The 26,783-nt window shown below is 46.7% G+C and carries 17 protein-coding genes; 12 read left to right on the plus strand and 5 right to left on the minus strand.

The genetic code is table 11. The features are described 5' to 3' along the window. The first annotated feature begins 72 nt into the window (after positions 1–72). The 3 genes from bglX (at position 73) to MHB49_RS10215 (ending at position 6,781) form a co-directional block, all read left to right on the plus strand. The gene (gene bglX / locus MHB49_RS10205; protein WP_405156038.1) at positions 73–2,238 is read left to right on the plus strand and encodes a beta-glucosidase BglX; all 2,166 of its coding nucleotides are present in this window, start codon (positions 73–75) and stop codon (positions 2,236–2,238) included. A gap of 46 nt (positions 2,239–2,284) precedes the next feature. After that, entirely contained in the window at positions 2,285–5,656 is a 3,372-nt protein-coding gene (locus MHB49_RS10210) for a GH36-type glycosyl hydrolase domain-containing protein (protein ID WP_405156039.1), read from the plus strand. Positions 5,657–5,764: 108 nt separating this feature from the next. Further along, positions 5,765–6,781: a LacI family DNA-binding transcriptional regulator gene (locus MHB49_RS10215; RefSeq protein WP_247901707.1), complete on the plus strand. Its 1,017-nt coding sequence runs from the start codon at positions 5,765–5,767 to the stop codon at positions 6,779–6,781. Between the two features lie 349 nt (positions 6,782–7,130). On the opposite strand, the gene MHB49_RS10220 is transcribed toward MHB49_RS10215, so the two are convergent. Beyond that, positions 7,131–8,195: a phosphodiester glycosidase family protein gene (locus MHB49_RS10220; RefSeq protein ID WP_405156040.1), complete on the minus strand. Its 1,065-nt coding sequence runs from the start codon at positions 8,193–8,195 to the stop codon at positions 7,131–7,133. After that, on the minus strand, positions 8,192–8,602 hold the full coding sequence (locus MHB49_RS10225; RefSeq protein WP_063564256.1) for a hypothetical protein: 411 nt from the start codon (positions 8,600–8,602) through the stop codon (positions 8,192–8,194). Before MHB49_RS10225 ends, MHB49_RS10220 begins: the two co-directional genes overlap by 4 nt. 441 nt (positions 8,603–9,043) lie before the next feature. Here MHB49_RS10225 and MHB49_RS10230 point away from each other — a divergent pair, with 441 nt between their 5' ends. The 3 genes from MHB49_RS10230 (at position 9,044) to MHB49_RS10240 (ending at position 11,937) form a co-directional block, all read left to right on the plus strand. Beyond that, the gene (locus MHB49_RS10230; RefSeq protein ID WP_405156041.1) at positions 9,044–9,700 is read left to right on the plus strand and encodes a response regulator; all 657 of its coding nucleotides are present in this window, start codon (positions 9,044–9,046) and stop codon (positions 9,698–9,700) included. A 142-nt stretch (positions 9,701–9,842) separates the two neighbouring features. Continuing rightward, positions 9,843–11,066 carry a PLP-dependent aminotransferase family protein gene (locus tag MHB49_RS10235; RefSeq protein WP_405156042.1) on the plus strand — a complete coding sequence of 408 codons (1,224 nt, stop codon included), beginning with the start codon at positions 9,843–9,845 and terminating at the stop codon, positions 11,064–11,066. 244 nt (positions 11,067–11,310) lie between these two features. Then, positions 11,311–11,937 carry an FMN-dependent NADH-azoreductase gene (locus tag MHB49_RS10240; protein ID WP_247901711.1) on the plus strand — a complete coding sequence of 209 codons (627 nt, stop codon included), beginning with the start codon at positions 11,311–11,313 and terminating at the stop codon, positions 11,935–11,937. 96 nt (positions 11,938–12,033) lie between these two features. On the opposite strand, the gene MHB49_RS10245 is transcribed toward MHB49_RS10240, so the two are convergent. Beyond that, complete coding sequence (locus MHB49_RS10245) at positions 12,034–12,882, minus strand: DUF2161 domain-containing phosphodiesterase (RefSeq protein WP_405156043.1); 849 nt, start codon at positions 12,880–12,882, stop codon at positions 12,034–12,036. Positions 12,883–13,242: 360 nt separating this feature from the next. Between MHB49_RS10245 and MHB49_RS10250 the strand changes: the two genes are divergently transcribed. From MHB49_RS10250 to MHB49_RS10275, 6 genes are all read left to right on the plus strand, one after another. Then, entirely contained in the window at positions 13,243–15,138 is a 1,896-nt protein-coding gene (locus MHB49_RS10250) for a PrkA family serine protein kinase (protein ID WP_247901713.1), read from the plus strand. Positions 15,139–15,381: 243 nt separating this feature from the next. Continuing rightward, a complete protein-coding gene (locus tag MHB49_RS10255) occupies positions 15,382–16,386 on the plus strand; it encodes a protoglobin domain-containing protein (RefSeq protein WP_405156044.1) in 1,005 nt (334 codons plus the stop codon). Between the two features lie 129 nt (positions 16,387–16,515). Next, a complete protein-coding gene (locus MHB49_RS10260; RefSeq protein WP_247901715.1) occupies positions 16,516–17,520 on the plus strand; it encodes a LacI family DNA-binding transcriptional regulator in 1,005 nt (334 codons plus the stop codon). Between the two features lie 230 nt (positions 17,521–17,750). After that, the gene (locus tag MHB49_RS10265; RefSeq protein ID WP_405156045.1) at positions 17,751–19,367 is read left to right on the plus strand and encodes a response regulator; all 1,617 of its coding nucleotides are present in this window, start codon (positions 17,751–17,753) and stop codon (positions 19,365–19,367) included. An 11-nt stretch (positions 19,368–19,378) separates the two neighbouring features. Continuing rightward, positions 19,379–21,148 carry a sensor histidine kinase gene (locus MHB49_RS10270; protein WP_405156046.1) on the plus strand — a complete coding sequence of 590 codons (1,770 nt, stop codon included), beginning with the start codon at positions 19,379–19,381 and terminating at the stop codon, positions 21,146–21,148. A 249-nt stretch (positions 21,149–21,397) separates the two neighbouring features. After that, positions 21,398–23,869: an EAL domain-containing protein gene (locus tag MHB49_RS10275; protein ID WP_405156047.1), complete on the plus strand. Its 2,472-nt coding sequence runs from the start codon at positions 21,398–21,400 to the stop codon at positions 23,867–23,869. 65 nt (positions 23,870–23,934) lie between these two features. Here MHB49_RS10275 and MHB49_RS10280 read toward each other — a convergent pair whose 3' ends face one another. Both MHB49_RS10280 and yhbH read right to left on the minus strand, forming a co-directional pair. Next, positions 23,935–25,374 carry a SpoVR family protein gene (locus tag MHB49_RS10280; protein WP_405156048.1) on the minus strand — a complete coding sequence of 480 codons (1,440 nt, stop codon included), beginning with the start codon at positions 25,372–25,374 and terminating at the stop codon, positions 23,935–23,937. Further along, positions 25,371–26,537, minus strand: a complete 1,167-nt coding sequence (yhbH, locus tag MHB49_RS10285; protein ID WP_247901762.1) for a sporulation protein YhbH — start codon at positions 26,535–26,537, stop codon at positions 25,371–25,373. Before yhbH ends, MHB49_RS10280 begins: the two co-directional genes overlap by 4 nt. Positions 26,538–26,783 lie beyond the last annotated feature (246 nt).

A 26,783-nucleotide genomic window follows, 5' to 3' on the forward strand; every position in this document is an offset into this window, starting at 1 on the left:
CCCGGTGCGCGGTCTCTCCCCGAACGCAGCCGGGTTCTTTATTTCAACAACATGCAGTGGAGGATAATGTCTATGAATAACGAGCAGTTGCTAGACCTTGTAAACCAGATGACCTTGGAAGAAAAAACGGCCCAGCTGCTTCAGCTGACCGCTAACTTTTATGAAGGAACCAATGTCGAAGGTCAGATCACAGGCCCAATGGAAGAGATGGGTATCACGGAGATGTCCGTGGATGCCAGTGGCTCCATTCTGGGATTGTCCGGTGCACAGGCCATTATTGATGTACAGCAAGCTTACCTGAAAAAAAGCCGCCTCGGCATTCCGCTCTTGTTCATGGCGGACGTGGTTCATGGTTTCAAAACCATTTTCCCCATCCCGCTTGCCATTGGCTGTTCATGGGACACCGAACTGGCTGAGAAAAGTGCTGAGATTGCAGCACGTGAATCCGCCGTATCTGGCCTCCATGTGACTTTTGCACCGATGGTCGATCTCGTTCGTGATCCGCGTTGGGGTCGTGTAATGGAGACGACAGGCGAAGATCCTTATTTGAACAGTCTCTTCTCAGCGGCTTTTGTACGTGGTTATCAGGGCGATAGTTTGAAGGATGAGCCGGATCGTCTAGCCGCTTGTGTAAAACACTTTGCAGCATATGGGGCAGCAGAAGGTGGTCGTGACTACAACACGGTCGACATGTCTGAACGCAACCTGCGCGAGTACTATTTACCGGCTTACAAGGCAGCACTGGATGCAGGCGTCGAAATGGTCATGGCTTCGTTCAATACCGTAGAGGGAATTCCAGCGAGTGGAAACGAGAAGCTGATGCGCGACATTTTGCGTGATGAGTGGGGCTTTGATGGTGTATTAATCTCGGACTGGGCTTCCATTCGTGAGATGATTGCTCACGGCGCTGCTGAGGATGACCGTGAAGCCGCTTATCGTGCTATCCGTGCAGGCGTGGATATTGAGATGATGACACCTTGTTATGTCCATCATCTGCCTGAACTGATCCAGAACGGAGAAGTCGACGAAAAGCTCATTGATGAAGCGGTACTGCGTATTTTGCAGCTGAAAGAAAAGCTCGGATTGTTCGACAATCCACTGCGTGCAGCTGATCCGGAACGTGAGCGCGAGATTGTCTTCTCAAAAGAACATCGTCAGGTATCGTATGAACTTGCAACCAAATCGGCAGTATTGTTGAAAAACGATAACCACGTTCTTCCGCTGAATCCGGAAGCGAATGTAGCGTTGATTGGACCTTTTGCCCAAAGCGAAGACATTCTCGGATGGTGGTCCTGTGAAGGTGTCAAAGAAGATGCGGTTAAGCTCGGAACTGCGTTGCAGGAACGTTTGAATGCCGGGAAAGTTCATATGGCTCAAGGCAGCAATGTTCACACGATTACGGCTGAACAGATCGCTGATGCACTTGAAACAGCAAGCAAAGCCGATCTGATCGTGCTTGCACTTGGTGAAGATTCCGAAATGAGTGGTGAGGGTGGCTCACGTACGGATATTCGTTTGCCAGCTGCTCAACTGGAATTGGTTAAACAGCTTAAAGCAGCGGGTAAACCAATCGCCAGCGTTATTTTCAATGGTCGCCCTCTGGACTTGCATGGTGTATTTGAAGAATCTGATGCTGTGCTTGAAGCGTGGTTCCCGGGCAGTGAAGGTGGAGCAGCCATCGCCGATGTATTGACAGGTGCAGTGAATCCATCAGCGCGTTTGACGATGTCCTTCCCGCAATCTGTAGGTCAAATACCGGTATATTACAATCATTTTAATACAGGACGTCCACTCAATCCGCAAAAGACGGAAGAGCGTTATGTTTCCAAATATATTGATAGTCCGAATGATCCGCTGCTTCCGTTTGGCTACGGCTTGTCATACACTTCGTTTGAGTATGGTGACCTGGAAGTATCAAGCAATGAGATGACTGCTGATCAACCTCTGACGATCCAAGTGCGTGTAACCAATGCTGGCGAGCGTGCTGGCGTGGAGACAGTTCAGTTGTACGTACGTGATGTCACAGGTGAAGTAGTTCGTCCGATGCGTGAGCTGAAGGGGTATGTGAAGCTGTCACTCGCACCGGGCGAAAGTGGTACGGCTACATTTATATTAAACGAAGAACAGCTTCGTTATCATCATTCCGATTTGAGCCATCGCAGTGATAAAGGAACATTCCACATTTTCGTAGGGCCGAATAGCCGCGATACACTGGAAAGTACATTCAAACTGGTGTAATTGATACACCTCATAATGATGAATGAAGGAGGATAACAATAGATATATGAAGACCATGAATAAATCTCAAATCAACGTACAATCCGGCGAGCTGTGCTTTACGTTCTGGGAAAGCGGTGATTTGTTCAAGGCCGTAAGTGGAACAACGATGATTAATCAGTGGATGGCTAGTCCGGTGGACGGCTCCATGAACAATCTATACTTGCGGTTTCACAGTGATTCCGGTATTCGTTTTGTGCCAATGCTTGGCATTCACTCCGACAGCCAGGTGAGCACCGACGGCAGTCGTATGGAATGGACAGGTACCGCCGAGGGCGTAGGCTATCAGGTTATATTTGCTCCAACAGCACAAGGTGTATGGTTCTGGGATGTAACCGTAAACGGGAATGGAGAAGAAATTGATGTAGTCTATGGCCAGGACGTCGGCAATGCGGATCCAGGTGCGGTACGCAGCAATGAGGCTTACTTGTCGCAGTATATTGACCATGCCGTGTTTGAGGATGAGAAGTTGGGATATATCGTAGCTTCAAGACAGAATCAGCCACAGGGCGGAGTTTTTCCTTATCTTCAACAGGGTTCATTAACCCGTGCAGCAGGTTACTCCACCGATGGATTCCAGTTCTTTGGCTTGAGTTACAAGGAAACGAATGTCCCTGAAAGTTTGGGTAAGCCGACACTTGCGAATGAAGTATACCAGTATGAATTTGCATACACAGCCCTGCAGTCCGAGAAGGTAGTGTTGAGTGGCGAAGCTCGTTTTGTGTTCTATGGACTCTTTCAGGCCAACCACGCTGAAGCGGTGAAGGAACTCGAATACCAGGATGTTGTTCAACAGGCTTGGGACGAGTATGAAGCGAAGCGTCAAGAGAACACAAGCACGGTACATGCAGTAACCAACGTATTCCCAAAAGTATCACTCCATCCGGTAATGGGTGAACCTTTGCCCACTTTATCGATGACTGAAGAAGAAGTGAATTCCCTTTTCCCAGCTACGAAGAGACATCAGGAAGAGCGCGCGGATGGTGAATTGCTGGCGTTCTTTACAGATACGTATGAGCATATTGTGCTCAAGGAAAAGGAAATGCGCGTGGAGCGTCCGCATGGACATATCCTGATGAGCGGTAACAATGTGAAGCTGGGTCAGAACGTAATTACTACGTCTTCCTATATGTATGGTATTTTCAATTCCCATGTGGTTGTGGGTAATACAAACTTCAATAAAATGATGAGCAATGCACGAAGTGCACTCAATATACCCAAATCTTCCGGTCAGCGGATCTACGTCGAGATGGAGGGAATCTTCCATCTGCTCACGATGCCTTCCCTGTTCGAGATGGGCTTCAATTATGTTCGCTGGTATTACAAAACAGCTGAGGATACGCTGATCATCACAAATTATACAACGTTGGATACGCCTGAAGTACATCTGCATGTGAAATCGGAAAAAGGAAGAGCTTACCGATACCTGATCACCAATCAGATTACGATGAATGTGAATGAATATGAACTGCCTGTTCATGTTACCCAGCAAAACGGTGAACTGAGCTTCAAGGCAGATCACAGCTCCCTCAGTGCCAACGTGTACCCGAATCTGGAGTACCGCATGCGGGTACTCGGAGCAGGAGTGAAGGTTGGCGATGAGACTGAGCTGGCTAGTGGAGTAAACGCAGGCGATGCATCACTGACGACTTTACGGCTGGACAGCAGCGCTGAATGGACATTGACCATTCAAGGTCTGTTGGAAGGTGGACAGACTGCATCATCAACACGCAGCTTCGAAGGGGAAGTAGCAGCCTATCGTACCTTCTATGCAGATGTGATGAATGGGTTCCATTTATCACAGCCTCAGAAGCAAGGAGCCGATGAGCTGTTCAAAGTGAATGCTCTTGCATGGTGGTATACCCATAATATGCTGGTGCATTACTCTGTTCCCCACGGACTGGAGCAATATGGCGGTGCAGCATGGGGAACGCGGGATGTCTGCCAGGGTCCGGTCGAATACTTTATGGCTACACAAAAGTATGAGCAGGTCCGCGATATTCTGAAGACCGTATATTCGCATCAGTATGAGGATGACGGGAACTGGCCGCAATGGTTCATGTTTGATCGTTATTTCAAGGTTCAGCAGGAAGAAAGCCATGGTGACATTATTGTTTGGCCTCTTAAAGTACTAAGTGATTATCTGATTGCCACCAAGGATTATTCGATTCTGAACGAGGAATTACCTTATACCGTAAAACATGGTTTTGATTTTACGGATCAAACAGCCAGCTTGCTGGAGCATGCCCAGAAGGAACTGCAGTATATCCGCAGCCATTTCCTGCATGATACATTCCTCTCTTCCTATGGTGACGGGGACTGGGACGATACATTACAGCCTGCCAATGCTCAATTGAAGCAATATATGGTCAGCAGCTGGACTGTAGCGCTCACCTATCAAACGTTGAAACAGCTTTCCAGAGCACTTGCGCCTGTAAAACCGGAGCTATCTTCCGAGTTAAGCGACATGGCAGCGGGTGTGAAAAGAGACTTCAGCAAGTATATGCTGGATACCGATGTAATTCCAGGTTTTGTATATATGGAAGATCCGGCAAATGCGAAGCGTATGCTGCACCCGGATGACAGCGAGACGGGTATTCAGTACCGTTTGCTGCCGATGACACGCAGCATGATTGCCGAGCTGCTGGAGCCTGAGCAAGCCCAATCCCATTATGAACTGATCAGGGACAAGCTGTACTGCCCGGATGGCGTCCGATTGATGAATCGTCCAGCACAGTATGATGGTGGCGTCAGCACTCATTTCAAACGTGCAGAGCAGGCATCCAATTTCGGACGTGAAGTGGGCTTGCAATATGTTCATGCTCATATCCGCTATATTGAAGCCATGGCGAAGCTGGGCAACCGGGATGAGGTCTGGAATGGCCTCGGCATTATCAATCCAGTAGGTATTCAGGAGGCTGTTCCTAACGCAGATTTGCGTCAAAGCAATGCCTACTTCAGCAGCTCTGACGGGAAATTCAACAACCGTTATGCAGCGCAGGAGCAATTCGATAAACTTCGCACCGGAGAGGTGCAGGTGAAGGGGGGCTGGAGAATCTACTCCAGTGGACCGGGAATCTACATGAATCAGCTCATTTCAAACGCCCTGGGTATACGTCAGGAGGAAGAAGATCTGGTTCTGGATCCTGTATTACCTGTAAGCTTGGATGGCTTGCATTTTGATTTCCAATTTGCCGACAAGAAAGTAACCTTCGTCTATCATCTCACCGGAGAGGCCGTACAACGTATCGTGCTGAATGGCAAGGATCTGGATGCGACAAGATTGCAGCAACCTTATCGTCTTGGTGGACTGCGTATTTCACGCACGACTCTTGAACAGAGCCTGAGCGAGAATAACGTAATTGAGATTTACAGTTAATCGGGTTAATCGTGTAAACGTTAGTCTATGTAATCAAGTATAAATATCTAAGATGTCAGGTCCTTCGATTTCGAAGGGCCTGATGAACATCACAGGGGAGCGAAGAATGTGGTCAGTATCAAGGATATCGCCAAACAGGCGGGAGTGTCGATCTCTACCGTGTCATATGCTCTGAATGGCAGCAACAAAGTGACAGATGAGACCCGTTCCAAAATTTTGGCTATCGCCAAAGAGCTGAACTATGTTCCCAATGCTGCTGCCAGAACATTGAAGAAGAGAGAGTCCAAAATTCTGGGTGTTTTTCTGACGGATTTTAGCGGAGATGTGTATGGGGATTTGCTTAGTGGCATGAAGTCTGTATGCAACGCGCAAGGATACGACCTGATTGTGTGCAGCGGGAAACAATCTCATCGAATGCTTCCGGAACGAATGATTGATGGTGCTGTCATTCTGGATCATACATTTGCGAGCAAGGAACTACTGCAATATGCAGACAGAGGACACAAGATTGTTGTACTTGACCGGGAACTGGAACACCCGAATATTAATCAGGTTCTGCTGGATAATAAGGCAGGAGCGACACTCGCAATGGAGCATTTGATTGAACAGGGACACACGAAGATCTATGTCGTGACAGGTCCTGAAGGTTCATTTGACTCAGCTCAACGGTTGAAGGCTGTGAGGCAGGTATCGGAGCGTGAAGCGAATGTGGAATGGATCGAAATTAAAGGAGATTTCGAAAAGAGTGGCGGAGAACGGGCAGCTGAACGTATTATTCAGGAGTATACTCAACCAGTTGGGGTGTTTTGTCTCAATGACGAGATGGCGATTGGGATGTGTGACCGGCTCGCTGATAGTGAGTTAAATATTGGCCAGGAGATTGATATTATCGGATTTGATAATATTGAGCTTAGCAAATATGTGCAGCCAAGATTGGTCACGATCGATTATTCCAAACGAAAATGGGGCGCACTCGCAGCCGAACAATTAATCAAGATTATTGCTGGAGAGCCTGTCGATCATGAACGAATCTACGTGACACTGGTGGAGGGCGGCTCGGTAAACAGCCAGGTTCAGTCTGAATGTCTTTTGCAAGCCCAGGGTGAAGAGGCGGTTAGCTATTGACGAAGACGCTGCTCCTTCTTCATTCCATGGATGTTGTGTGTAACGACGACTGTACAGCAAGAGACAAGGCTTAGAAGAATTGAAGCATTCTTTTAAGCCTTGTCTCTTGTTTAGATTGTTTAATTGACCAATTATCCAATGAAAAAAACCTCTCACAAGGAGAGGTTTGCCCTTAGAGGCCTTTGGTTTTGTCATTGTTGTAGGATGAAGTGAGAATGCCTGTAAGGAAGAGAGCCAGTACAATTGCAATAATCCAAAATGTCAGTGAAAATGACATACCATAGCACCTCCTGCACAATCTTTACTTCTATTATAACCATTACAGAAAGAAAAGGAATGCTTCACTCCATCATTTGTAAAATAAAAAGTGAGTGGGTACCGGTCTGAGGCTCCCGTCCGAAGGGTTATTCACAACCCGGTTGTTTACGATGAGTGAAGACGATCCTCCGCCATCCAGATTATAGGCGTCCACTACGCCCAGCTTGTACAACCGTCCTTGCAGCTCTTCCAGGGTTGCTCCAGAGCTACCTGCTTCGTTGTACCCGTCAACTACTATAATCAACAATTGATCATCCTTGTAGTTACCGATCACCGTGCGTGGAGCTCGCTTGGGTGACACTTTCCATTTGGCCGGAATGACCGTTTTTTGTCCGTTCTGCAAGAGCATGGGTACAAATGTGGCACCAAAATGTGGTTGTAGGCGATCCAGGGAACTTTTGTCGAAAAATTTACCGCCTACCAGCTTACCGGCATGATCAAGACCTACAAAAAACAGATCCTTAAAGCTGGCTTGAAAACCATTCACATACTTGCCGTCCATAACAGTTGTACTCAGCGGATACCGTTTGCCGCCGCTGTCTGCAAATCCTCCGGCATTAATTCCGGCAATGGCACCATTGCGTTTAACCGCCTGCATGGTTGTCTCAGATCGGCCTGGTTCGCTGGCCAGAGCCATCTTCATGGCCGTAGGATCTTTTAACTTGATTTTCATCGCATAGCCCTTATAGGTGCCCGGGTTGACCCTATAGAGTTCAATCGTAAGCCGATCACTGTCGATCCGCTCAAACGGAACGCCCAGCTTGGATGAGATCCGTTGATTATAGATCTTTTCCGGGCGAGCAGCTTGAACTGTAGCCTTCTGCACAAGCGTCGACATCGTGCTCGTTGTCTGATTGTACAGCTGTGTTGTTCTTTTAATAGAAGAAGAAGTCTGAACAGCAGCTTCTTTTGCCCCTGCAAGCTCATGGCTAATGGCCTGAGTCTGGGTTGTAACGGTCTCTTCAGCCAGACCGGAATCAATGAAATCTCCGGGTTCAAACGGAGGACGAATCAACAGCATGCATAAAATTAATCCAACAAAAGGAGCAAGTCCAAGCATAAATAAACGATTAACCTTTTTTACGGGGGTAATCATTTGAGCAGGTCCATCTTTTTCTGGAGTGTCTCCAGTTGTTTTTTGACTTCGCTCAGCTGGGTATACAATTTGTTGCTGTTGTCGGTTTTATCGTTTGCATTATCCTTGGTGAACGTCAGCAATTCATTAAAGGACTGCACCTGGCCCTGCAGGTCGGCTACTTCCTTGGATATCGTTGTTAGCTGCTTTTCGTAGTCAGCTTTGAGCGCTGCAATCTGCTGTTGATTATGGGTCTGAAGCTGATTAATCATCTGTTGCTGGAGGTGGTTACTATAATAGTAGGTTCCGAGTACTCCAAGTGCAATAAGAACAATCCACATGACCAGAAACAGCTTGACTGAAGATCCGGCCTTACCTTTGGCGCTCCGGGTGTGATGGATGTCAGAGGGTTGGACAGAAGGTTTCATATCATCACTCCTGGTTATTTATAGGTACAAAAAAATTTCCAGTCCTCATTCTATCACGCCCCTATTGATTACGCAAAAATGAAATTCTTTGAGAAATAGGATAAAAAGAGATTGCATCGGAAGGAAGTCCTAGGATACAATTTCTTATAGATGCAATAAGTAGGAACTTTGGGCATGTTTTTCGACTTTTTTAGATAGAAATGCAGGAAATTTATACTATATTTTGATCTTTCTTCACTCGGGAAGACAAAAGTCCTGATGTGGTGACAGCAAAATACAGTAAAAATAGAGCTGTTGATACAGCTGTATCAAGTGTTTTTCTTTTTTTCGACATTATCCGACTTTTACTTCTTATATATACGGACTGTCGCAAGGATAGAGACTTCACTTTGGCTCACGGTAGAAACGGAAATTGTCCAATACATAACAGGGGGAACAACAATGAAAAAAGTATGGCAGGTGGTCATCATAGATATCCACCCCACCAGCATGCTGGGCACAAAATTGATTTTGGAAGAACAGCAGGATCTGTTGGTACGGGGGATGACTTCGACTGGGTCCGAAGGACTTGATCTGGTGAATATTCACCAACCCGATCTGATTTTGATGGATTATCGGCTTCCTGAGGGTCAGGCGGATCAGTATATTGCCCAGATGAAAAATCTGTCGGCACATAGTCACATCATTATTCTCACAGACGAGGACAATGTAAAATTATTTCGTCATCTGATCAGTCTTGGTGCAAGTGGTATGCTGTCCAAACAGGCTTCCCCTAGCCAGCTGATTCATCTGATTTCCGGGCTGCGTGAGGGATGTGTATCCATCCCATTATCCTGGTTAGCCAGTTCGGAATGGGCCCAGCCCGTCGAGTCTCCGGCAGAAGAACTTATCGTTGAATTAACAGAAACCGAAACTTTTATCATGGAAAGAATTGTTCAGGGCGTAACCTATGATAAAATAGCCAGTGAGATTAACGTTAGCAGACGTTCAATTGATAATTACCTGCGCAAAATATACGTGAAGCTGGATGTGAGCAGCAGGGCACAGGCGATTGAACGTTATGCCTTATATGCGAGGCAGAACAAAACCGTATCCTGATGAGCATGGTTCCATGAACTCATGGGAACAATGAATCGTCAAGTGTCCCGTTCTGGTCATATTCAGTGTCCATGAGGAATAGGTTGTAGGGGCTACGGACTGCGAGCATAGTTCGGATTAGGGATGAAAGGGGAACGGACCGATGAAATATTTCTTCGCCTCCCGTACAAACAGGCTTTTGACATCACCGCTGAGGGACATTCGTGAGATGTCTGGCCGGAATTATTTCATTTCTCTGGCAGAAGAGCTGCCTGCGGAGGAGCTGTTTCCATTCAAACTGCTGGAAGAAGCGGCGCTTTCTGTATTCAGTTCCGGACCCTCCGCATTGCAGTACGGCGAACCGGCAGGGTACGGACCGTTGAGAGAATGGCTGGACAATGATTGGAATGCCCGTAAGGGCATTCGGACAGTACCAGATCAGATTCTATTGACCACAGGTACCCAGCAGGCCATCGATCTTGTGATGCGTTTGCTGCTTGAGCCTGGAGATTCAGTATTGGTCGAGCATCCTACCTCCCCAGGCTGTCTCGAGGTTCTGGAGATGCAAGGCGCCAAAATCGTGCCCGTCACAGGTGATGGGGATGGTATTCTGCCTGACCTATTGGAGCATCACATGCAGCAGGTGAGACCGAAGCTGCTTTTTGCTGCACCCAGTTTTTCCAATCCAACCGGTGTGCTGTGGAGTATGGAACGGCGTGAAGCTGTGCTTGATCTGTGCTCACGTTATGGTGTGCTGCTTGTGGAGGACGATTCCTATGGTGAACTTCATTTCGATGGATTGGAACCGAGGGACTTCTACCGAAAGTATCCTTCCCTCTTTGCGCTGGATACAGCGGATCAGGGTGGACATGTTCTCTACATTGGTTCATTTAGCAAAACTGTAGCACCTGCCCTGCGTACAGGTTGGGCTGCCGGACACCCGGCTCTGATCCAGGCTATGGCCTCCGTGAAACGGATAGCGGATGGACAGTCCAGCCCCATGAATCAGCGGTTATTGTATCAACTGCTCGCCCATTCTCCTTTTAAGTGGAGCGATCATCTCTCCATGCTGAACCGAGAATATAAGACCAGACTCAAGCTTATGCTTGAATTATTGAAGCGTCCAGGTTGGAAAGGGAGTCAGTACAGCATTCCTGAGGGGGGGATGTATCTGTGGGTACAGCTGCCGGAAGGATTGGACAGCGGAGCCCTGCTCAAAGCAGCTTTGTTAAAAGGGGTTTCTTTTCTTCCCGGTTCTCTCTGCTCCACTGGTGAACAGGATCATCGGTACATTCGATTGAACTTCAGCCATCCCGGCCGGGATGAGTTACTCCTTGGCATGAATCTGATCAGTGAGTCCATAACAGAGTTTACAGCCCGGAGTTAAACCGGATATAGAAAAGAAAGAAAGTAAGTATGACCAAATCGATGCCTGGAATTCAGGCTCACAGAAGATCCAGGCATTGGATTTGGAAGCAAAGATGTTACCCCCAAAAGTAATTACCTTATTGCATCCACTAACATTTTTATATATAATATGTATTAATGAGTTGTTGTTTTCTTTATATAAGCTGCATTCATTGCAAGTTCGGGAGAAGCACTCATATATTTTAACTAACGGGGGAACAAACATGTCCAATATTTTATTTGTCAAAGCAAATGACCGTCCTGCAGATCAAGCAGTCAGCGTACAATTGTACGATGCATTTTTGAGCGCATACAAAGAATCCCACCCAGGTGACACAGTTACCGAACTGGATCTCTACAATACAGATCTTCCTTACTACGGCAACACTGTAATTACAGGTGGATACAAAGCCGCTAACGGTATCGAAGCAACAGCTGAAGAGCAAAAAGCAGCTGCACTGGCAGCACAATTGCAAGATCAATTCTTGGCAGCAGACAAAGTGGTATTTGCATTCCCACTGTGGAACTTCACTGTTCCAGCACCATTGGTGAACTACATTTCCTACCTGAGCCAAGCTGGAAAAATGTTCAAATACACTGCTGAAGGCCCAGTAGGTCTGGTAGGCGACAAAAAAGTGGCATTGCTGAACGCACGTGGCGGAGTGTACTCCGTAGAGCCTATGGCATCCGCTGAAATGTCCGTGAAATATATTACGAATGTATTGAACTTCTGGGGTATCCAAAACCCTGAACTGGTTATCGTTGAAGGTCACAATGCTTCTCCTGACCGTTCCCAAGAAATCGTGGCAGCTGGTCTGAAATTGGCTTCTGAAGTAGCAGCAAGCTTCTAATAGCCTCATACTTAGAAACACGAAAAAGCCTGTTATCTCCATTGGAGATGACAGGCTTTTTTGCATCTTCATTTTTTGGAATAAAGCAATGGTGCCTCAGTCATCCCTTCCATGGATCTGATAGGGAACCGCTATTTCTGCAATATGCTCCAGCTTCGTATCAACAATATGTTGAATCAGGGGGGAATCCATTTCTAGTTCATTTATATCCCGTTCAAACATATTATTATCCTCAAGCATGTGAGCATGCTCGGTCAATGCCTGCACACCCTTAATCGTCAGCACATATCGTCCACGGGAGAGCCGCTCAAACCAACCATAATAATTTTTTTGCAGAATGGCCGCAGCAGAACCCACACTTGTCAGTTTGCTGATCAAGGCTGGGGAGGCTTCTCCCTGAGCGCGTAGGGCGGAAGCCACACGTAATGCTTTTTCTCTGTAAGCAGTGACCAGCTGCCTGCGTGTGCTTCCCCCTGTGTTGTAGTCACCACTGCGCTCGTCGAATTCCTTTAGCAGTCGCTGCCGCCGGATACCACCTTTACGTACACCGGTGCTGTTACCAGGTGTAAAAGCTTGGACAGCAGGTTCGCACAGCACATCAATCAGAGGTGATTTGGTTTTGTAGAACGTAACGGTAATAAGCCCTAGTCCGAGTTGTCTGCACAGGGCAGTCAATTCGCCCCAGCGCTGGTTCACGGCACTACGCTTGCTGCGGTTTCGCTCAACGGCTAGATACACGAAGGGGCTGAGCTTCAGGCGCTGCATACCCTGTAGCAGCAGAGACAGATTAAATGTTTTTTTCATCTCCACAATGAGTGGTTCATTCTGATCTGATCTGACCCCAACCAGGTCACAATGTTTGACCTCAGCCTTCACGTCGTAACCGCGTCGTTCGAAAAAAGCCTTTACAGGCGAATATAACTCGGTTTCGTACTTTACTGCCATCGCTTCTGCTCCTTTCCTGAAGTGCTTGTCTCTGGCCAACTAATGTCCCGTTTCCTGAATTTAGAACCTTCATTATATCATATCCGTTCTTTTTTTTCTGAGCACACAAGATGTCTGATAGAACAAGGAAAGCCCCAAATTAAGAACTGGGGATTGAAAAAAAGAGGTCAACTTATCCGATTTGCCGCATAGGTATGTAATACACTTTTCACAACAATACATGATGTTTGGACAGAGGGTGGCGGGACTAATCCGGACCGCAAGATTGGTATTCAAGCAGAAGCCGTAATTCTATTGATTTCTTCATACCATTCGGAATGGTTGACAATCACACTAAAGGAGCCATGGGAGGTACCAAGCATGAATATTTTTGAACGCGTTGCGGAACATCGGGCAGAGAGTGACCGTTTATCATGGAACGGGACATTTGAAGATTATATTGCACTGCTGAGAGAGGACCCGACTCCGGCAATGACGGCTCACGCACGAGTGTACCAGATGATTGAATCGTTCGGCGTGGAGGAAGTTGGGGGGCACAAACGGTACAAGTTTTTTGAACAGGAAATTTTCGGGCTGGATCGCTCCATTGAAAAGCTGGTGGAAGAATATTTCCACTCGGCAGCACGCCGCCTGGATGTTCGTAAACGGATTCTGCTGCTTATGGGTCCGGTCAGCGGAGGAAAGTCAACACTCGTAACACTGCTGAAACGTGGTCTTGAACAATTCTCCCGCACAGAGAAGGGTGCTGTATACGCTATTGAAGGATGCCCAATGCATGAGGAACCTCTGCATCTGATTCCGCTGGAGCTTCGTCCCGAAGTGGAAAAGGAAATCGGTGTCCGCATTGAGGGCAATCTGTGCCCGTCTTGCCAGATGCGTCTTCGGACCGAATATGGCGGTGATATCAGCAAGGTACGGGTGGAACGGGTCATCATTTCGGAGGATAATCGGGTGGGGATCGGAACTTTCAGTCCATCCGATCCGAAATCCCAGGATATTGCCGATCTGACCGGAAGTATCGACTTCTCAACCATTACCGAATTCGGTTCCGAGTCCGATCCACGCGCTTATCGTTTTGACGGTGAATTGAACAAGGCCAACCGTGGGTTGATGGAATTTCAGGAGATGCTGAAATGTGATGAGAAGTTTCTGTGGAATCTGTTGTCGCTGACGCAGGAAGGAAACTTTAAAGCGGGCCGATTTGCCTTGATTAGTGCAGATGAGATGATTGTGGCACATACGAATGAATCCGAATATAAATCCTTTATTTCCAACAAAAAGAATGAGGCCTTGCAGTCCCGGATGATCGTCATGCCTATTCCCTATAACCTGAAGGTTTCCGAGGAAGAGAAGATTTACGGCAAGCTCATTCAGCAAAGTGATATGAAGCATGTCCATATTGCACCGCATGCCTTGCGAACTGCAGCCATTTTTTCCATACTTACCCGCTTGAAAGAAACGAAGAAACAGGGCATGGATCTGGTCAAAAAAATGCGGATGTATGACGGCGAAGAAGTTGAAGGGTACAAAGAAGCCGATCTGCGTGAGATGCAAAATGAATATTTGGATGAGGGCATGTCAGGCATTGATCCCCGTTATGTCATCAACCGGATATCCAGTGCTTTGATTAAGCAAAATCTTCAGTGCATTAACGCGCTGGATATCCTCCGCGCCATCAAGGATGGTCTGGATCAGCATGCTTCAATTTCAAAAGAGGAACGCGAACGTTATCTGAATTTTATTGCCCTGGCTCGAAAGGAATATGATGAGCTGGCGAAGAAAGAAGTGCAGAAAGCATTTGTCTACTCATTCGAAGAATCGGCCAAAACGCTGTTCGAGAACTACCTCGATAATATCGAGGCATTCTGCAACTGGTCCAAAATTCGTGATCCACTAACGGATGAGGAGATGGATCCGGATGAACGCTTGATGCGTTCAATTGAGGAGCAGATCGGTATTTCCGAAAATGCCAAAAAGGCCTTCAGGGAAGAGATATTGATTCGTATCTCGGCCTATTCCCGCAAGGAGCGCAAGTTCGAATACAGCAGCCATGACCGTCTGCGTGAAGCCATTGAGAAAAAGCTGTTCGCTGACTTGAAGGACATCGTGAAGATCACAACCTCGACCAAGACACCCGATGCGACGCAACTGAAACGAATGAATGAAGTGATTAAACGGTTGATTGAAGAACATGGATATACCGCAGCCAGCGCAAATGAACTGCTTCGTTATGTGGGCAGTCTGTTGAATCGCTGATCAGCAACGAACCATTCCGGATCAGGCTCCTTATGCCTGCTGTGAGGCTCCTTCGCAGCAGGATGGGGGCCTTTTTATATAGGGAAATGTACAATGGGGATCAGGAAACTGACAAAGAAGGTCAATTTGATGACAAATTAGTTCTAATGGTATATGTAAAATTAGGACATTTAGTCTATAATCGATACATATATTTACAATTTAATCTTTTTTGTGGTTATTAAGGAGCTGACAGAACCAGTTATGAGTATTGCTATAGCAAGACAACAACAACTTGATTATATTGGATTGACCGCCGGAGATCTGCAATTGCTTGCTGATCATCGACCTGCTTTTGAGAAAGTGGTAGATGAAGTGGTGGACCACTTCTACAATCATGTGGGCAATTATCCGAATTTGGTCGATCTCATTGCCCGCTTTTCATCCATTGACCGTTTGAAGGAAACACAAAAGCTATACTGGTTATCCATGACCGATGGTGTAGTTGATGATACATACATTGAACACCGCATTGCGATTGGACTGGTCCATTCTCGCATTGGTTTGTCCGAAGATTATTATTTGGGCACGTATATGGTTTACCTCGATATTGCAACAAGCATATTCCAGCAGGTCATCCCTGAGCACTGGCATCTGGTTATTCAGGCCCTGAGTAAAATGTTCAACCTCGATTCACAGCTTGTACTGGAGGCTTACGAGAAGAAGGAAAAGGAAAAATTAAATCAACTCGCGGAAGACCAGCAGCATACGTTGCTGGCGATCACGCAGATTACCCAGCAGCTGACAGGCATGATTAGTGAATTGAATGAAAATGCTCAGGCGATCTCTGATGTGGCCAGGGAAACGGCTGCCTCTCAGGATCAGGCCAACGGACTGTTGGAGGAGCTGACCAAAGAAATTCATCAGATTGGCAAAATGGGTGAGATCATTCGTGAAATATCGGACCAGAGTCATCTCGTGGGTTTGAATGCTGCCATTGAAGCTGCACATGCAGGCGAATTCGGCCGAGGATTCGAGGTGGTTGCCAGTGAGGTTCGCAAGCTTGCGGCTAGTTCTCGTGAGGCCCAAGGGAAAATTCAATCGAATCTGGCTCAAATCATGAAGAAGCTGGGCAGCGTTCAACAGGAGGCGGAACATACCGCCTCTGGGGCAAGGCGTCAGGCATCCCGTTCAGAAGAGCTTGCGGTTTTTGCTACCACTATGGAGAAACTGGCATGTGATCTAAGAAAATTGGATCATCAGGAATAGGCGGTCATACCGGCTGGAAGCTGTGATACCGTTTCTGGCTGTTTTAAGCTATAATGGGTAGACAAACCTGCCGATGTTATAGTAAATGCAGCCGGAGACAGGGGATTTGAAAGAGGTTGAGGTGATCAGGTGGCTTCTATCCATGATGTGGCCAAAGAGGCGGGCGTATCTGTTGCAACCGTTTCCAAAGTGCTTAACGATTATCCCGATGTAAGTGACAAAACTCGCAAAAAAGTCAATATAGCCATCGAACTATTGAAATATCAACCGAATGTGGTTGCACGTGGACTTGTAAAACGCCGTTCCTGGACGGTAGGTGTGTTGTTGACGGTTCCGTTTACCAATCCGTTTGTATCGGAGCTGCTGGAAGGAATCAAAACAGCGCTGGAGAACAGCGGATACGATCTTGTCCGCTTATCTACACGTTTTGATGATCCAACATACTCGTTTATTAAACATTGCCGCAGCCGAAATGTGGACGGCGTTGTTGTATTCGGGGAAGGCAGAGACAACAAGAGTATTCAGGAATTGGTTACTGCGGAAATTCCGACGATGTTCATTGATACCGACTTGTTTGGCAAGCGGGCAGGATACATAACGACGGATAATGCAAATGCCATTGCCATGAGTGTGAAGCATTTGCATGAACTGGGTCACCAGAAAATTGCTTATATTTCAGGTACACTTGGGCCTGCCGTAGCAAATTTACGATTGGATGGATATCGGGAAGGACTGCGTGTTTGCGGCATTCCATATTCAACGGTGTATTTGGAAGTTTGTGACTATTCTTTCGATGGCGGCAGTAAGGCAGCTCGCCGATTGCTTGCACTGAAGGACCAGCCTACGGGGATTGTCTGTGCTTCAGACATGTCTGCTTTCGGTGCGATCCACGAAATTGAGAAGCATGGTTTACGGGTGCCGGAGGATGTGTCTGTTGTTGGGTTTGATAACACATATTATGCCGAAGTCTTCAAACCAGGATTGACCACAATTAATCAGAATATTTATTCGATTGGGATCAAATCCATCGAATATCTGATTGCCATGATTGAGAATTCTGCATATACTCCTCCTGTCATTACGGAACCATCCAATCTGGTGATTCGTCAAACAACAGCACCTGCGAAAGTGTAAAGGTCCTGAAACCAGCACAGCCTATGGGCTGTGCTTTTTTAATGTGCCATTTCTTTTGGAAAAAACGGTTAACAGAATCTTATGGACAAATTTGGAAGGAAAGTTGTTGACTTTGTGCAATACAGACCTTAACAATAAAAGCAGAACAAAACAAATTTTTATGTAACCGCTTACTTTTGTCTGAAGAATATAAAGACACTGCAATCGTCATTAAAGGAAGGGGGATGCTCATGCACCAGGTACTGCTGGTTGATGATGAAGTATACGCACGCAAAGGTCTCCGAAAACTGATTCGCTGGGAAGCGTGCGGGTTTGAAGTGGCTGGAGAGGCGAATGACGGAGATGAGGCTTGTACCCAGATCGAACAGCTGCAGCCCGACGTTGTAATTACAGACATACGTATGCCGGAGACGGATGGATTGGAATTGATCCGGCGCATGGTTGAGCGTGATGCTCAGGTTTTAGCCAAGAGCAAACAGCCTTATTTTATCATCGTGAGCGGATATAATGATTTTGCTTACGCCCAGCAAGCCGTAAGGTACGGGGTGCAGGATTATATTTTGAAGCCGATTGATGAGGTTGAGCTGGAAGGAACTTTATGCAAGCTGGCGAAGGAGTTGAATCGTCACAAGCTTGCTGAACAAACCAGACGTGAGCTGGAATACGTCAGATTATTGGATCAGTTTATCTATGGCGAGTCGAATTTGGAAACGGTTGAACAGTGGACCGAGTTGACGGGTACATATGCTGACGACCCGCTGGTGTATCTGCTTTTTGAGAATAACGCGCCACACATGCAGGTTTCAGATACTGCTCAGGAGGAGAAGCGGGAAGCCGGGAATGGAGAGAATTTTGGCCGGGTTGTGCAGTCTGTTCTTGGAAAGATGTATCCGAATCGCTCGTATCTTCATGTGAAAGAGCACGGTGAACGTGTTGGGCTTCTGTTAACCGGAGGAGAACTTCGTCCCTTTTCAATGAATCTCCATGCCGTTGCCGGGAAAATACAATCCTGCTTCGCCGAGATGAGTCATGAATCTGTAAGCATATATATCGGGGCGATTTGTTATGAACCTTTGCTCATTGGACATGCCTATCAGACCGCATTGCAGGCAATCGCCTATAAATTTATTTCAGATAAGAACGGGATCGTCCTGTATGATGATATGCAGCATGAACCTGTGCAGTGGGTGCATACCAATCATGAAAAGGAGCAGGAGCTCCTGACACTTATGGAAGAACAAAGGGTTCAGGCGTTGGAGAATGCATTGGGTGAATGGTTCACCGGTATGAAAACTGCACATTATGCTCCTGTAGCCGTGACGTCGGCAATTCACCAACTGATCTCAGCCATACTGTCAATTCTGAAATCGGCCGAGGTGAATGTGAAGGAGATCTCTTCGTTCAGGCCGATTCTGGCATGGCAAGCGGAGCGTGGAACAATGGCTCAGGCCAGGCAGTTATTGACCGTTTTCATGCTGGATTCAGCCCGAAAGCTGGCAGAACAGCGTCAATACTATCACAGGGGAGCCATGACGAAAATCAAAAATTATATTGAAACCAACTACAGCAGTAATATCAGCTTGAGAAGTATTGCCTCTGAATTTTACATGAATCCGGTCTATTTGGGTCAACGCTTCCGCAAGGTGTATGGCGTATATTTCAACGACTTCCTGCTTCAGCTGCGGATTGAGAAAGCCAAAAAGTTGCTGCGTCAGACGGATCTGCGAATATATGAAATTGCCGAGAAGGTCGGATTCGGAAGCAGTGATTATTTCACGACTCAATTTGAGAAAACGGAACTATGCTCCCCTACGGAATATCGTAATCGCATCCTGGACGAAGGGTAGGAAGACTGAAAGTGAAGCTCAACTTTTTCAATAATATCCGTCTGAGGGACAAGATGCTGATTTTATATCTTTTCTTTGTGCTGCTCCCCGTGATTCTCACCAATGTTATTTTCTATCAGGTGACCGTAGCGAATGTAAAGTCTCAGCGAACGGCTGACTTGTCCAAAGCGATGGAGCAGATTCGAAGTGAATTTATGGGGGAGATTCGCAATGCGGCCGATCTTTCCTCAAGTTTTTATACTGACAGTATGTTAAATGACATGCTGGACGTAGATTACACACTTCCGGTCCAGTATATTGAAGCCTACAATTCCTATCTTCGTAAAATTTTTAATACCTATTATTCCGGATATCGCTTTTTACAAGGTTTGACGATATATGTAGATAACGAAAGCATATTACCTTCCGGAGGGGTTGAATTTCTGACCGAAGAGATTCGACAGTCCGAACCATACAGGCTGCTGGCAGCAAGTAAACAATCTGCTCCCCTTCTGATCAGAACCGGCCCTGAAGGGAATCGACAGACGCTCAGTATTTTGCGCAAACTGAATTATTATGAAGAGCTGCCGGGATGGAAGGAAAAGTTCGTGCGATTCGACCTGAAGCCATCCTTGCTTCGCCAGATTTTCATCAATCTTAACGCACAAGGCAATTTGTATCTCGTAAATTCAGGTGGAGAAATAGACTACTCGACAGACTCTGACATCCCCTGGACCAGTCAACGATTGAGCTATGGCGATATCATGAATCAGCAAAACAAACAGGATTTCGAAATGGCGTATCCCTTATCCGGTGAATTAGAGGGGTGGAACATCTATGGGGTATTCAATGAATCGGAAATCTACAAGGAGTTAGGTAAACCGAGTCATCTTGTCATTATTCTGGCCTGTATCAATCTGATTCTACCCACCTGGATCATCATCTGGATGACTCGCACAATTCACGTAAGATTGGCCCACATCCTGAAACATATGAAAAAAGTGAAGCATCAGCAATTTGAACCGATCAAACAGCCTGAAACATCGGATGAGATTGGGCAGCTAACGGCTGAATTCAATCGTATGACGTTGACAATCCATCGTTTGATTAACGATGTTTATGTAGCGGACATTGAACATAAAAATTTGGAATTACAGCGGCGGCATGCCCAATTAAATGCTTTGCAGAGCCAGATCAACCCGCATTTTCTATTCAACGCGCTGGAAACAATCCGCATGCGCAGCCTCATGAAGGATGAGGATGAGACAGCAAGGATAATCCAGCATATGGCCAAGATTTTCCGAAATGCACTGACTTGGAATCGGGATAAAGTAAGCATTCGTGAAGAATTGGAGTATGTAACCTGCTTTCTTGAAATTCAGAAATATCGTTTTGGCGACAAACTGAATTATACGATTGATCTGGACCCGGAAGCTGCGGAGTGTGCCATTCCCAAGATGACACTCCTGCCTTTTGTGGAGAATGCCAGCATTCACGGCGTTGAGCCTTTGAAAGAAGGTGGAGAAATACGATTGCGGATTCAGCGAATGGAGAAAGAGCTGATCTGTGTGCTGGAGGATTCAGGGGCTGGCATGACAACAGACAAAAAAAGGCAACTGCTCTCTTACATGGAAATGGACGAATCAATGGGTGATCGTGTAGGTGTACAAAATGTCATTTATCGTCTGAAGCTGATCTACGACAGCCGATTTCATATTCATATCGATAGTGCTCCTGGGGAAGGTACGCGAGTGGAAATTGGAGTCCCTTTGGAGAAAGCGGACCATTCATCAAAACACTAAATATTTTAGGGGAAAACCTAGTGAATTCAGCGAGTTTTTCTGGAAAAAAGTGTTGATTTTCGGAGCTGGGACGTTTAGACTATATACATCATTATTAACGGGTTTGAGATGTATGACTCCGGCTTTGCATAAGTCTGTAGTCACAAGACAAATGAAGCGGAGCGAGTGGCTGTCGTTCGGACAGCCACTCGCTTCTTTTTTACATTTTGCTTACATACAAGGCTTTTCCCGGTTGAAAGGACAGAGTAAGTGGAGCACATACATGGAACGTACAACTTGGAATTGGTTATTTTATCTTACATTATTGCAGCGTTGGCTTCTTATGCAGCCCTTGACCTTGCGGGCCGGGTAAGTATGGCGAAAGGTATGTCCCGTAATATCTGGCTTACCTGCGGGGCAATCTCCATGGGTTTGGGGATCTGGTCCATGCATTTTGTGGGCATGCTGGCTTTTGTTCTTCCCATGCATGTGTCGTATTCCACAGGTGAGGTCTTTCTATCTGTTCTTCTTGCAATCATTGCATCTGGTGTAGCGTTAAATATTGCAGGTCAGCAGTCAGGTAAAATAAGCAGGCTCCCGATCGCAGGAGTGCTCATGACCGCAGGCATTAGCACCATGCATTATATCGGGATGGCTGCCATGTCGGTTACCATTACGTATCAACTGGGCAGGGTGGTATTATCCATCCTAATTGCAGCGATCGCTTCATTCGCTGCCTTATGGCTCATGTTTTTCTTCATGCAGCATCAGTCACGTTATACTTGGGTTTACAAGATGGGCAGCGGATTCATTATGGGGCTGGGCATCTCGGGAATGCATTATACAGGAATGTCTGCTGCACAATTTCATCATGCGCATGATGAGATGACAGGTTCCGGGATGCAGATTGAACCTTCGCTTCTTGCGTATCTGATCGCAGCGGGTACTTTTATTGCATTGGGGCTAACCTTATTTGGTATCTTTATTAATCAGCGTTTATCTCAGAAGGATCGTCGGATTCATGAGAATGAACAGTGGTATCAGGCCCTGTACGAAAACCATTCAGATGCCATTATCTCGGTGGATAAGCAAGGGGCTATCAAGGGGATTAATGCCGCTGTCACTCGAATAACAGGGTACCAGGAAAGTGAAATTATTCATCGTTCTATTGATGAGATTTCACAGTATGTTCATATACATTGGACAAGTGAAATGCAGCATGTGGTGTGGGATGATGATAGTCGTGAGCAGCAGCATTTCATGGGGGAAATGAAAAACGTCCAGGGAGATCATCTTGATCTAAGTATTGCTGTGGTGCCTGTGCTGATAGATGGTAAACATCAGGGGAGTCACATTTTGATCAAAGATGTTACCGAGGAGAAACAGGCCCAGGAGAGCATTCGTCACCAGGCTCTGCACGATCCGCTGACCGGGCTCCCAAACCGTCGCAAGCTGGATGACGTGCTGGAGGGCACAATCACGACTTCCGGATCAACAGAAAGTTCATTTGCGGTTATGGTGATGGATATCGACCGTTTCAAAATGATTAATGATTCTCTGGGACATTCCATTGGAGATGTGTTTCTTCGTGAAGTGAGCAGCAGAATTATGAGTGCAATTCAGGATTCAGACCCGAAAGCGACGGATAATGTCATGCTTGCTCGTATGGGGGGCGATGAATTCACGCTGGTTGTTACGAATGAGCAGGGGAATGAGGAGCGGGTGGCTGAACTGGCAGAAGGGATTGTTCGAGCGATTCAGCTGCCTTATCGATTAAAGGAAAATGACTTTTACGTTACTGCCAGTATCGGGATTGCGATGTATCCGTATCATGGAACAGGAGCGGATGCGTTGTTGAAGCATGCAGACTCTGCCATGTACGAAGTCAAGAAAAATGGCAAGAACGGTTTTCAGTTTTACACGGCCCAACTGGATTCGGAACTATATGAAAGAATCGAACTGGAAGGGTATTTGCGCAAAGCACTGGAACGGGACGAACTGGTCCTCTATTATCAGCCTCAGATACGTACAGAAGACAGCCGCATGATTGGCGTGGAGGCTTTGATTCGCTGGAATCATCCGGACAAAGGCATTCTGTCTCCGAATGTGTTCATTCCACTGGCAGAAGAGACAGGCTTGATCTATGAGATTGGGAACTGGACACTGCGCGAAGCATGCAGGCAGATGAAACTTTGGCATGTCAGTGGCGGACCGCTCATCCCGGTATCCGTTAACTTGTCCAGTCAACAATTTCATCAGTCCAACCTGGTGGAGCAGGTCAAAAATGCACTCACGGAGACGGGCCTTGATGCCCGCTATCTTGAATTGGAGATTACAGAGAGCATGATGATGGATGCGTCGGTATCCACCGGTATTCTGAATGAACTTACAGCGCTTGGGGTCAAAATCAGCCTGGATGATTTCGGAACAGGATATAGCTCGCTGAGTTATCTGAAGCATTTTCCAATCCATAAGTTAAAGATTGACCGATCTTTCGTGACGGATATTACGGAGAGTCGAAGTGACCAGGCGATTGTGGCCACGATCATATCGATGGCTCAGAATTTGAAGATGGAAGTGATTGCGGAAGGGATTGAGACGAAAGGACAGCTGGACATTCTGATGCAAAATGATTGCCGCGAAATACAGGGATACTATTTCAGCCGTCCATTGCCGGCAAGTGAAGTGGAGCATGACTTTTTTGTGCCCCTGCGGCTGCATGAAGCTCCGCCGATCTTCTAGGTTTACTTAAATGCCAAGCGGCAAGTCCCCGCCATATGCCAGGGACTTGCCGCTTTTTTGAGTTCTTATGTTAAAAACTTGCGGTGGTGCTTCTTGCCATCATATGTGAACCAGATCGGTTTATCTTCCACCCGTGTTTCCACATGGACGGTACGCCCCCAAAGGCGGTACAGATAAGGCAGAGTCCGTTCCATATATTTCAGATCCAGCTCAATGCCCTCATACTGATGCTTGAGCACAAGCTCTCCTGTGCGCAGATAGTCGGCATCTTGAACGACCAGATACGGAGAACCCCCGTTGATGCGGGAGAAAACAAGCTGATCCCGTATGTTTTGCCAGGACTTGTCGGTGATTTTCCAGTCCGGGCCCTTTTTCTCAAATACATAGAGGTCGAGGTCTTCGGTCAATTGCTTGGTCATGTAATTGCGAATAAATGAGGTATCGGAATCGAATTCCCGAACCTCAAACATTTTGGCACGACCTTGCCCAGGCTGACGTCCAAAACGTTCCCGTTCTTCCCGGGATGGGTTATCCCAGCGACGTTCGATATCCTCAAAAATTTTCAGCCCTAAATAGTAGGGATTCAAACTTTGCTTGGATGGCTGCACGACGGAAGAGTTCAGTTTGGCAAATTCAATCGTATCCTCACTGTTCAGGTCCAGCTCCCGTATAATACGTTGATGCCAGTAGGAGGCCCAGCCTTCATTCATAATCTTTGTTTCCATTTGTGGCCAGAAATAGAGCATTTCCTCACGCATCATACTCATAATATCCCGCTGCCAATCCGTTAACACTTCGGAAAACTCCTGGATGAACCACATAATATCTTTTTCCGGTTCTGGCGGGAAGTGATGTACCTGGATCCCATCCGCAGGTGCTTCTTCAGCCGGGGTATCATCAAGGGACCAAAGATCATCATAACGACCTTCCGGCCTTGGCGCTTTCTCGCCACGCTGCTCCCGCATTTTCATCTCCATATAACGTTGTTTGTCCAAATGGCGGGGTTTGATCAACTGGGGATCAACATGTTCCTGAATGGCTAAGACAGCATCGATAAATGCTTCGACAGCCTCTGCACCATATTCCATCTCATAGTTGCTGATCCGATCAGCAGTTGCTGCCATGCTCTCCACCATATTACGATTGGACTTGGAGAAACGGGCATTGTTTTTGAAAAAATCGCAGTGTGCCAACACGTGTGCCACGATCAGTTTGTTCTGGATCAGGGAGTTGCCATCCAGCAGGAAGGCGTAACAAGGGTTGGAATTGATGACAAGCTCATAAATTTTACTGAGTCCGAAGTCATATTGCATCTTCATTTTATGAAAAGTTTTCCCGAAGCTCCAGTGACTGAACCGGGTTGGCATACCATACGCTCCAAAAGTATAGATGATATCGGCAGGGCATATTTCATAACGCATCGGATAATAATCCAGGCCGAATCCATCGGCAATCTCCATAATTTCGGCAATGGCGTATTCAAGGTCACGGATCTCATCTGTCATCCTACGCTGCCTCCCTCTCTTTTCTGGAAAAAGCTGCGCAAAGCTTTGTATACTTCGCCTTTTTCTTTGATCACATAATACATGAACTGGTCGAGCTTGATATGACGATAGGCCGACATGAGTGTGCTGCTGCGGTTGTACTGGTTCACTTCGCCATAACCAAACATGTTGCTGCGCTTCATCAGCTCGCCAATCAGTTTGACACAACGCTCATTATCTGAGGTCAGATTATCCCCGTCCGAGAAGTGGAACGGGTAGATGTTATAGCTGGAAGGTGGATAGCGGCTATCAATAATTTCCAATGCCTTCATATATACAGAGGAGCAGATAGTGCCCCCACTTTCGCCGCGGGTAAAGAATTCCTCCTCGGTCACTTCCTTGGCTTCGGTATGATGGGCGAGGAAAACAATCTCAACCTTCTCATACTGGCGGCGGAGAAATCGGGTCATCCAGAAAAAAAAGCTGCGTGCACAATATTTCTCAAAGGAACCCATGGAACCGGAAGTGTCCATCATGGCAATAATGACGGCATTGGATTGTGGAATGATTTTGTCTTCCCATGTTTTGTAACGCAGATCGTCCGGACTGATATGGTGAATACCCGGATTGCCAGTGGTGGCATTACGGCGCAAGTTCTCCAGTATGGTACGTTTTTTGTCAATATTGGACTGCATGCCCTTTTTGCGAATATCGTTGAATACCACCGTATGTGTCTCAATCTGATCCTTGTCTTTTTGCTTCAGATCCGGAAGCTCCAGTTCCGAAAAAAGCATATCTTCCAATTCTTCGATGCTCACTTCGGCTTCAACGATATCATGCCCGGGCTGATCTCCGGCCTTTTCACCCTTGCCCGGCTTCTTCGAAGCGGGATCACGTCCGATGACATCCCCGACCTGACTGTCACCGTCTCCCTGGCCCACATGTTTTTGCTTTTGGTAATTATACACAAAACGGTACTCATCCAGACTGCGGATTGGTACCTTGATGATTTGTTGTCCATCGGACATAATGATGTTTTCTTCGGTAATTAGATCAGGCAGATTCTGCTTGATGACATCTTTAACCTTTTGCTGATGGCGTTGCTGGTCCTGGTACCCTTTGCGGTGAAGCGACCAATCTTCCCGGGAAACGACGAACGAGTAAGGCTGGTGTGAATTTGACATGTAGGCACCCCCCATTGATTACGCGGCACAGTTTGGCCTGTCGGTAATTAAGTATATTCACGGGCGGGGACGATATGTGATGCGTGAGTAGATAAAATGATACAATTATGCGAGATTCCCTTCTGGGCTCCTCTAAATTTGTACAGATCATCCGGGACTTTTTTACAGAAACGATGAACAAGTGTGACGAACTTCCTTTACAATAGGGACAGGTGTTTACTTGGCATCCCTATGAGGGATGTGTGT

The sequence above is a fragment of the Paenibacillus sp. FSL K6-0108 genome (genome assembly GCF_045040695.1).
Classification (GTDB): domain Bacteria; phylum Bacillota; class Bacilli; order Paenibacillales; family Paenibacillaceae; genus Paenibacillus; species Paenibacillus pabuli_B.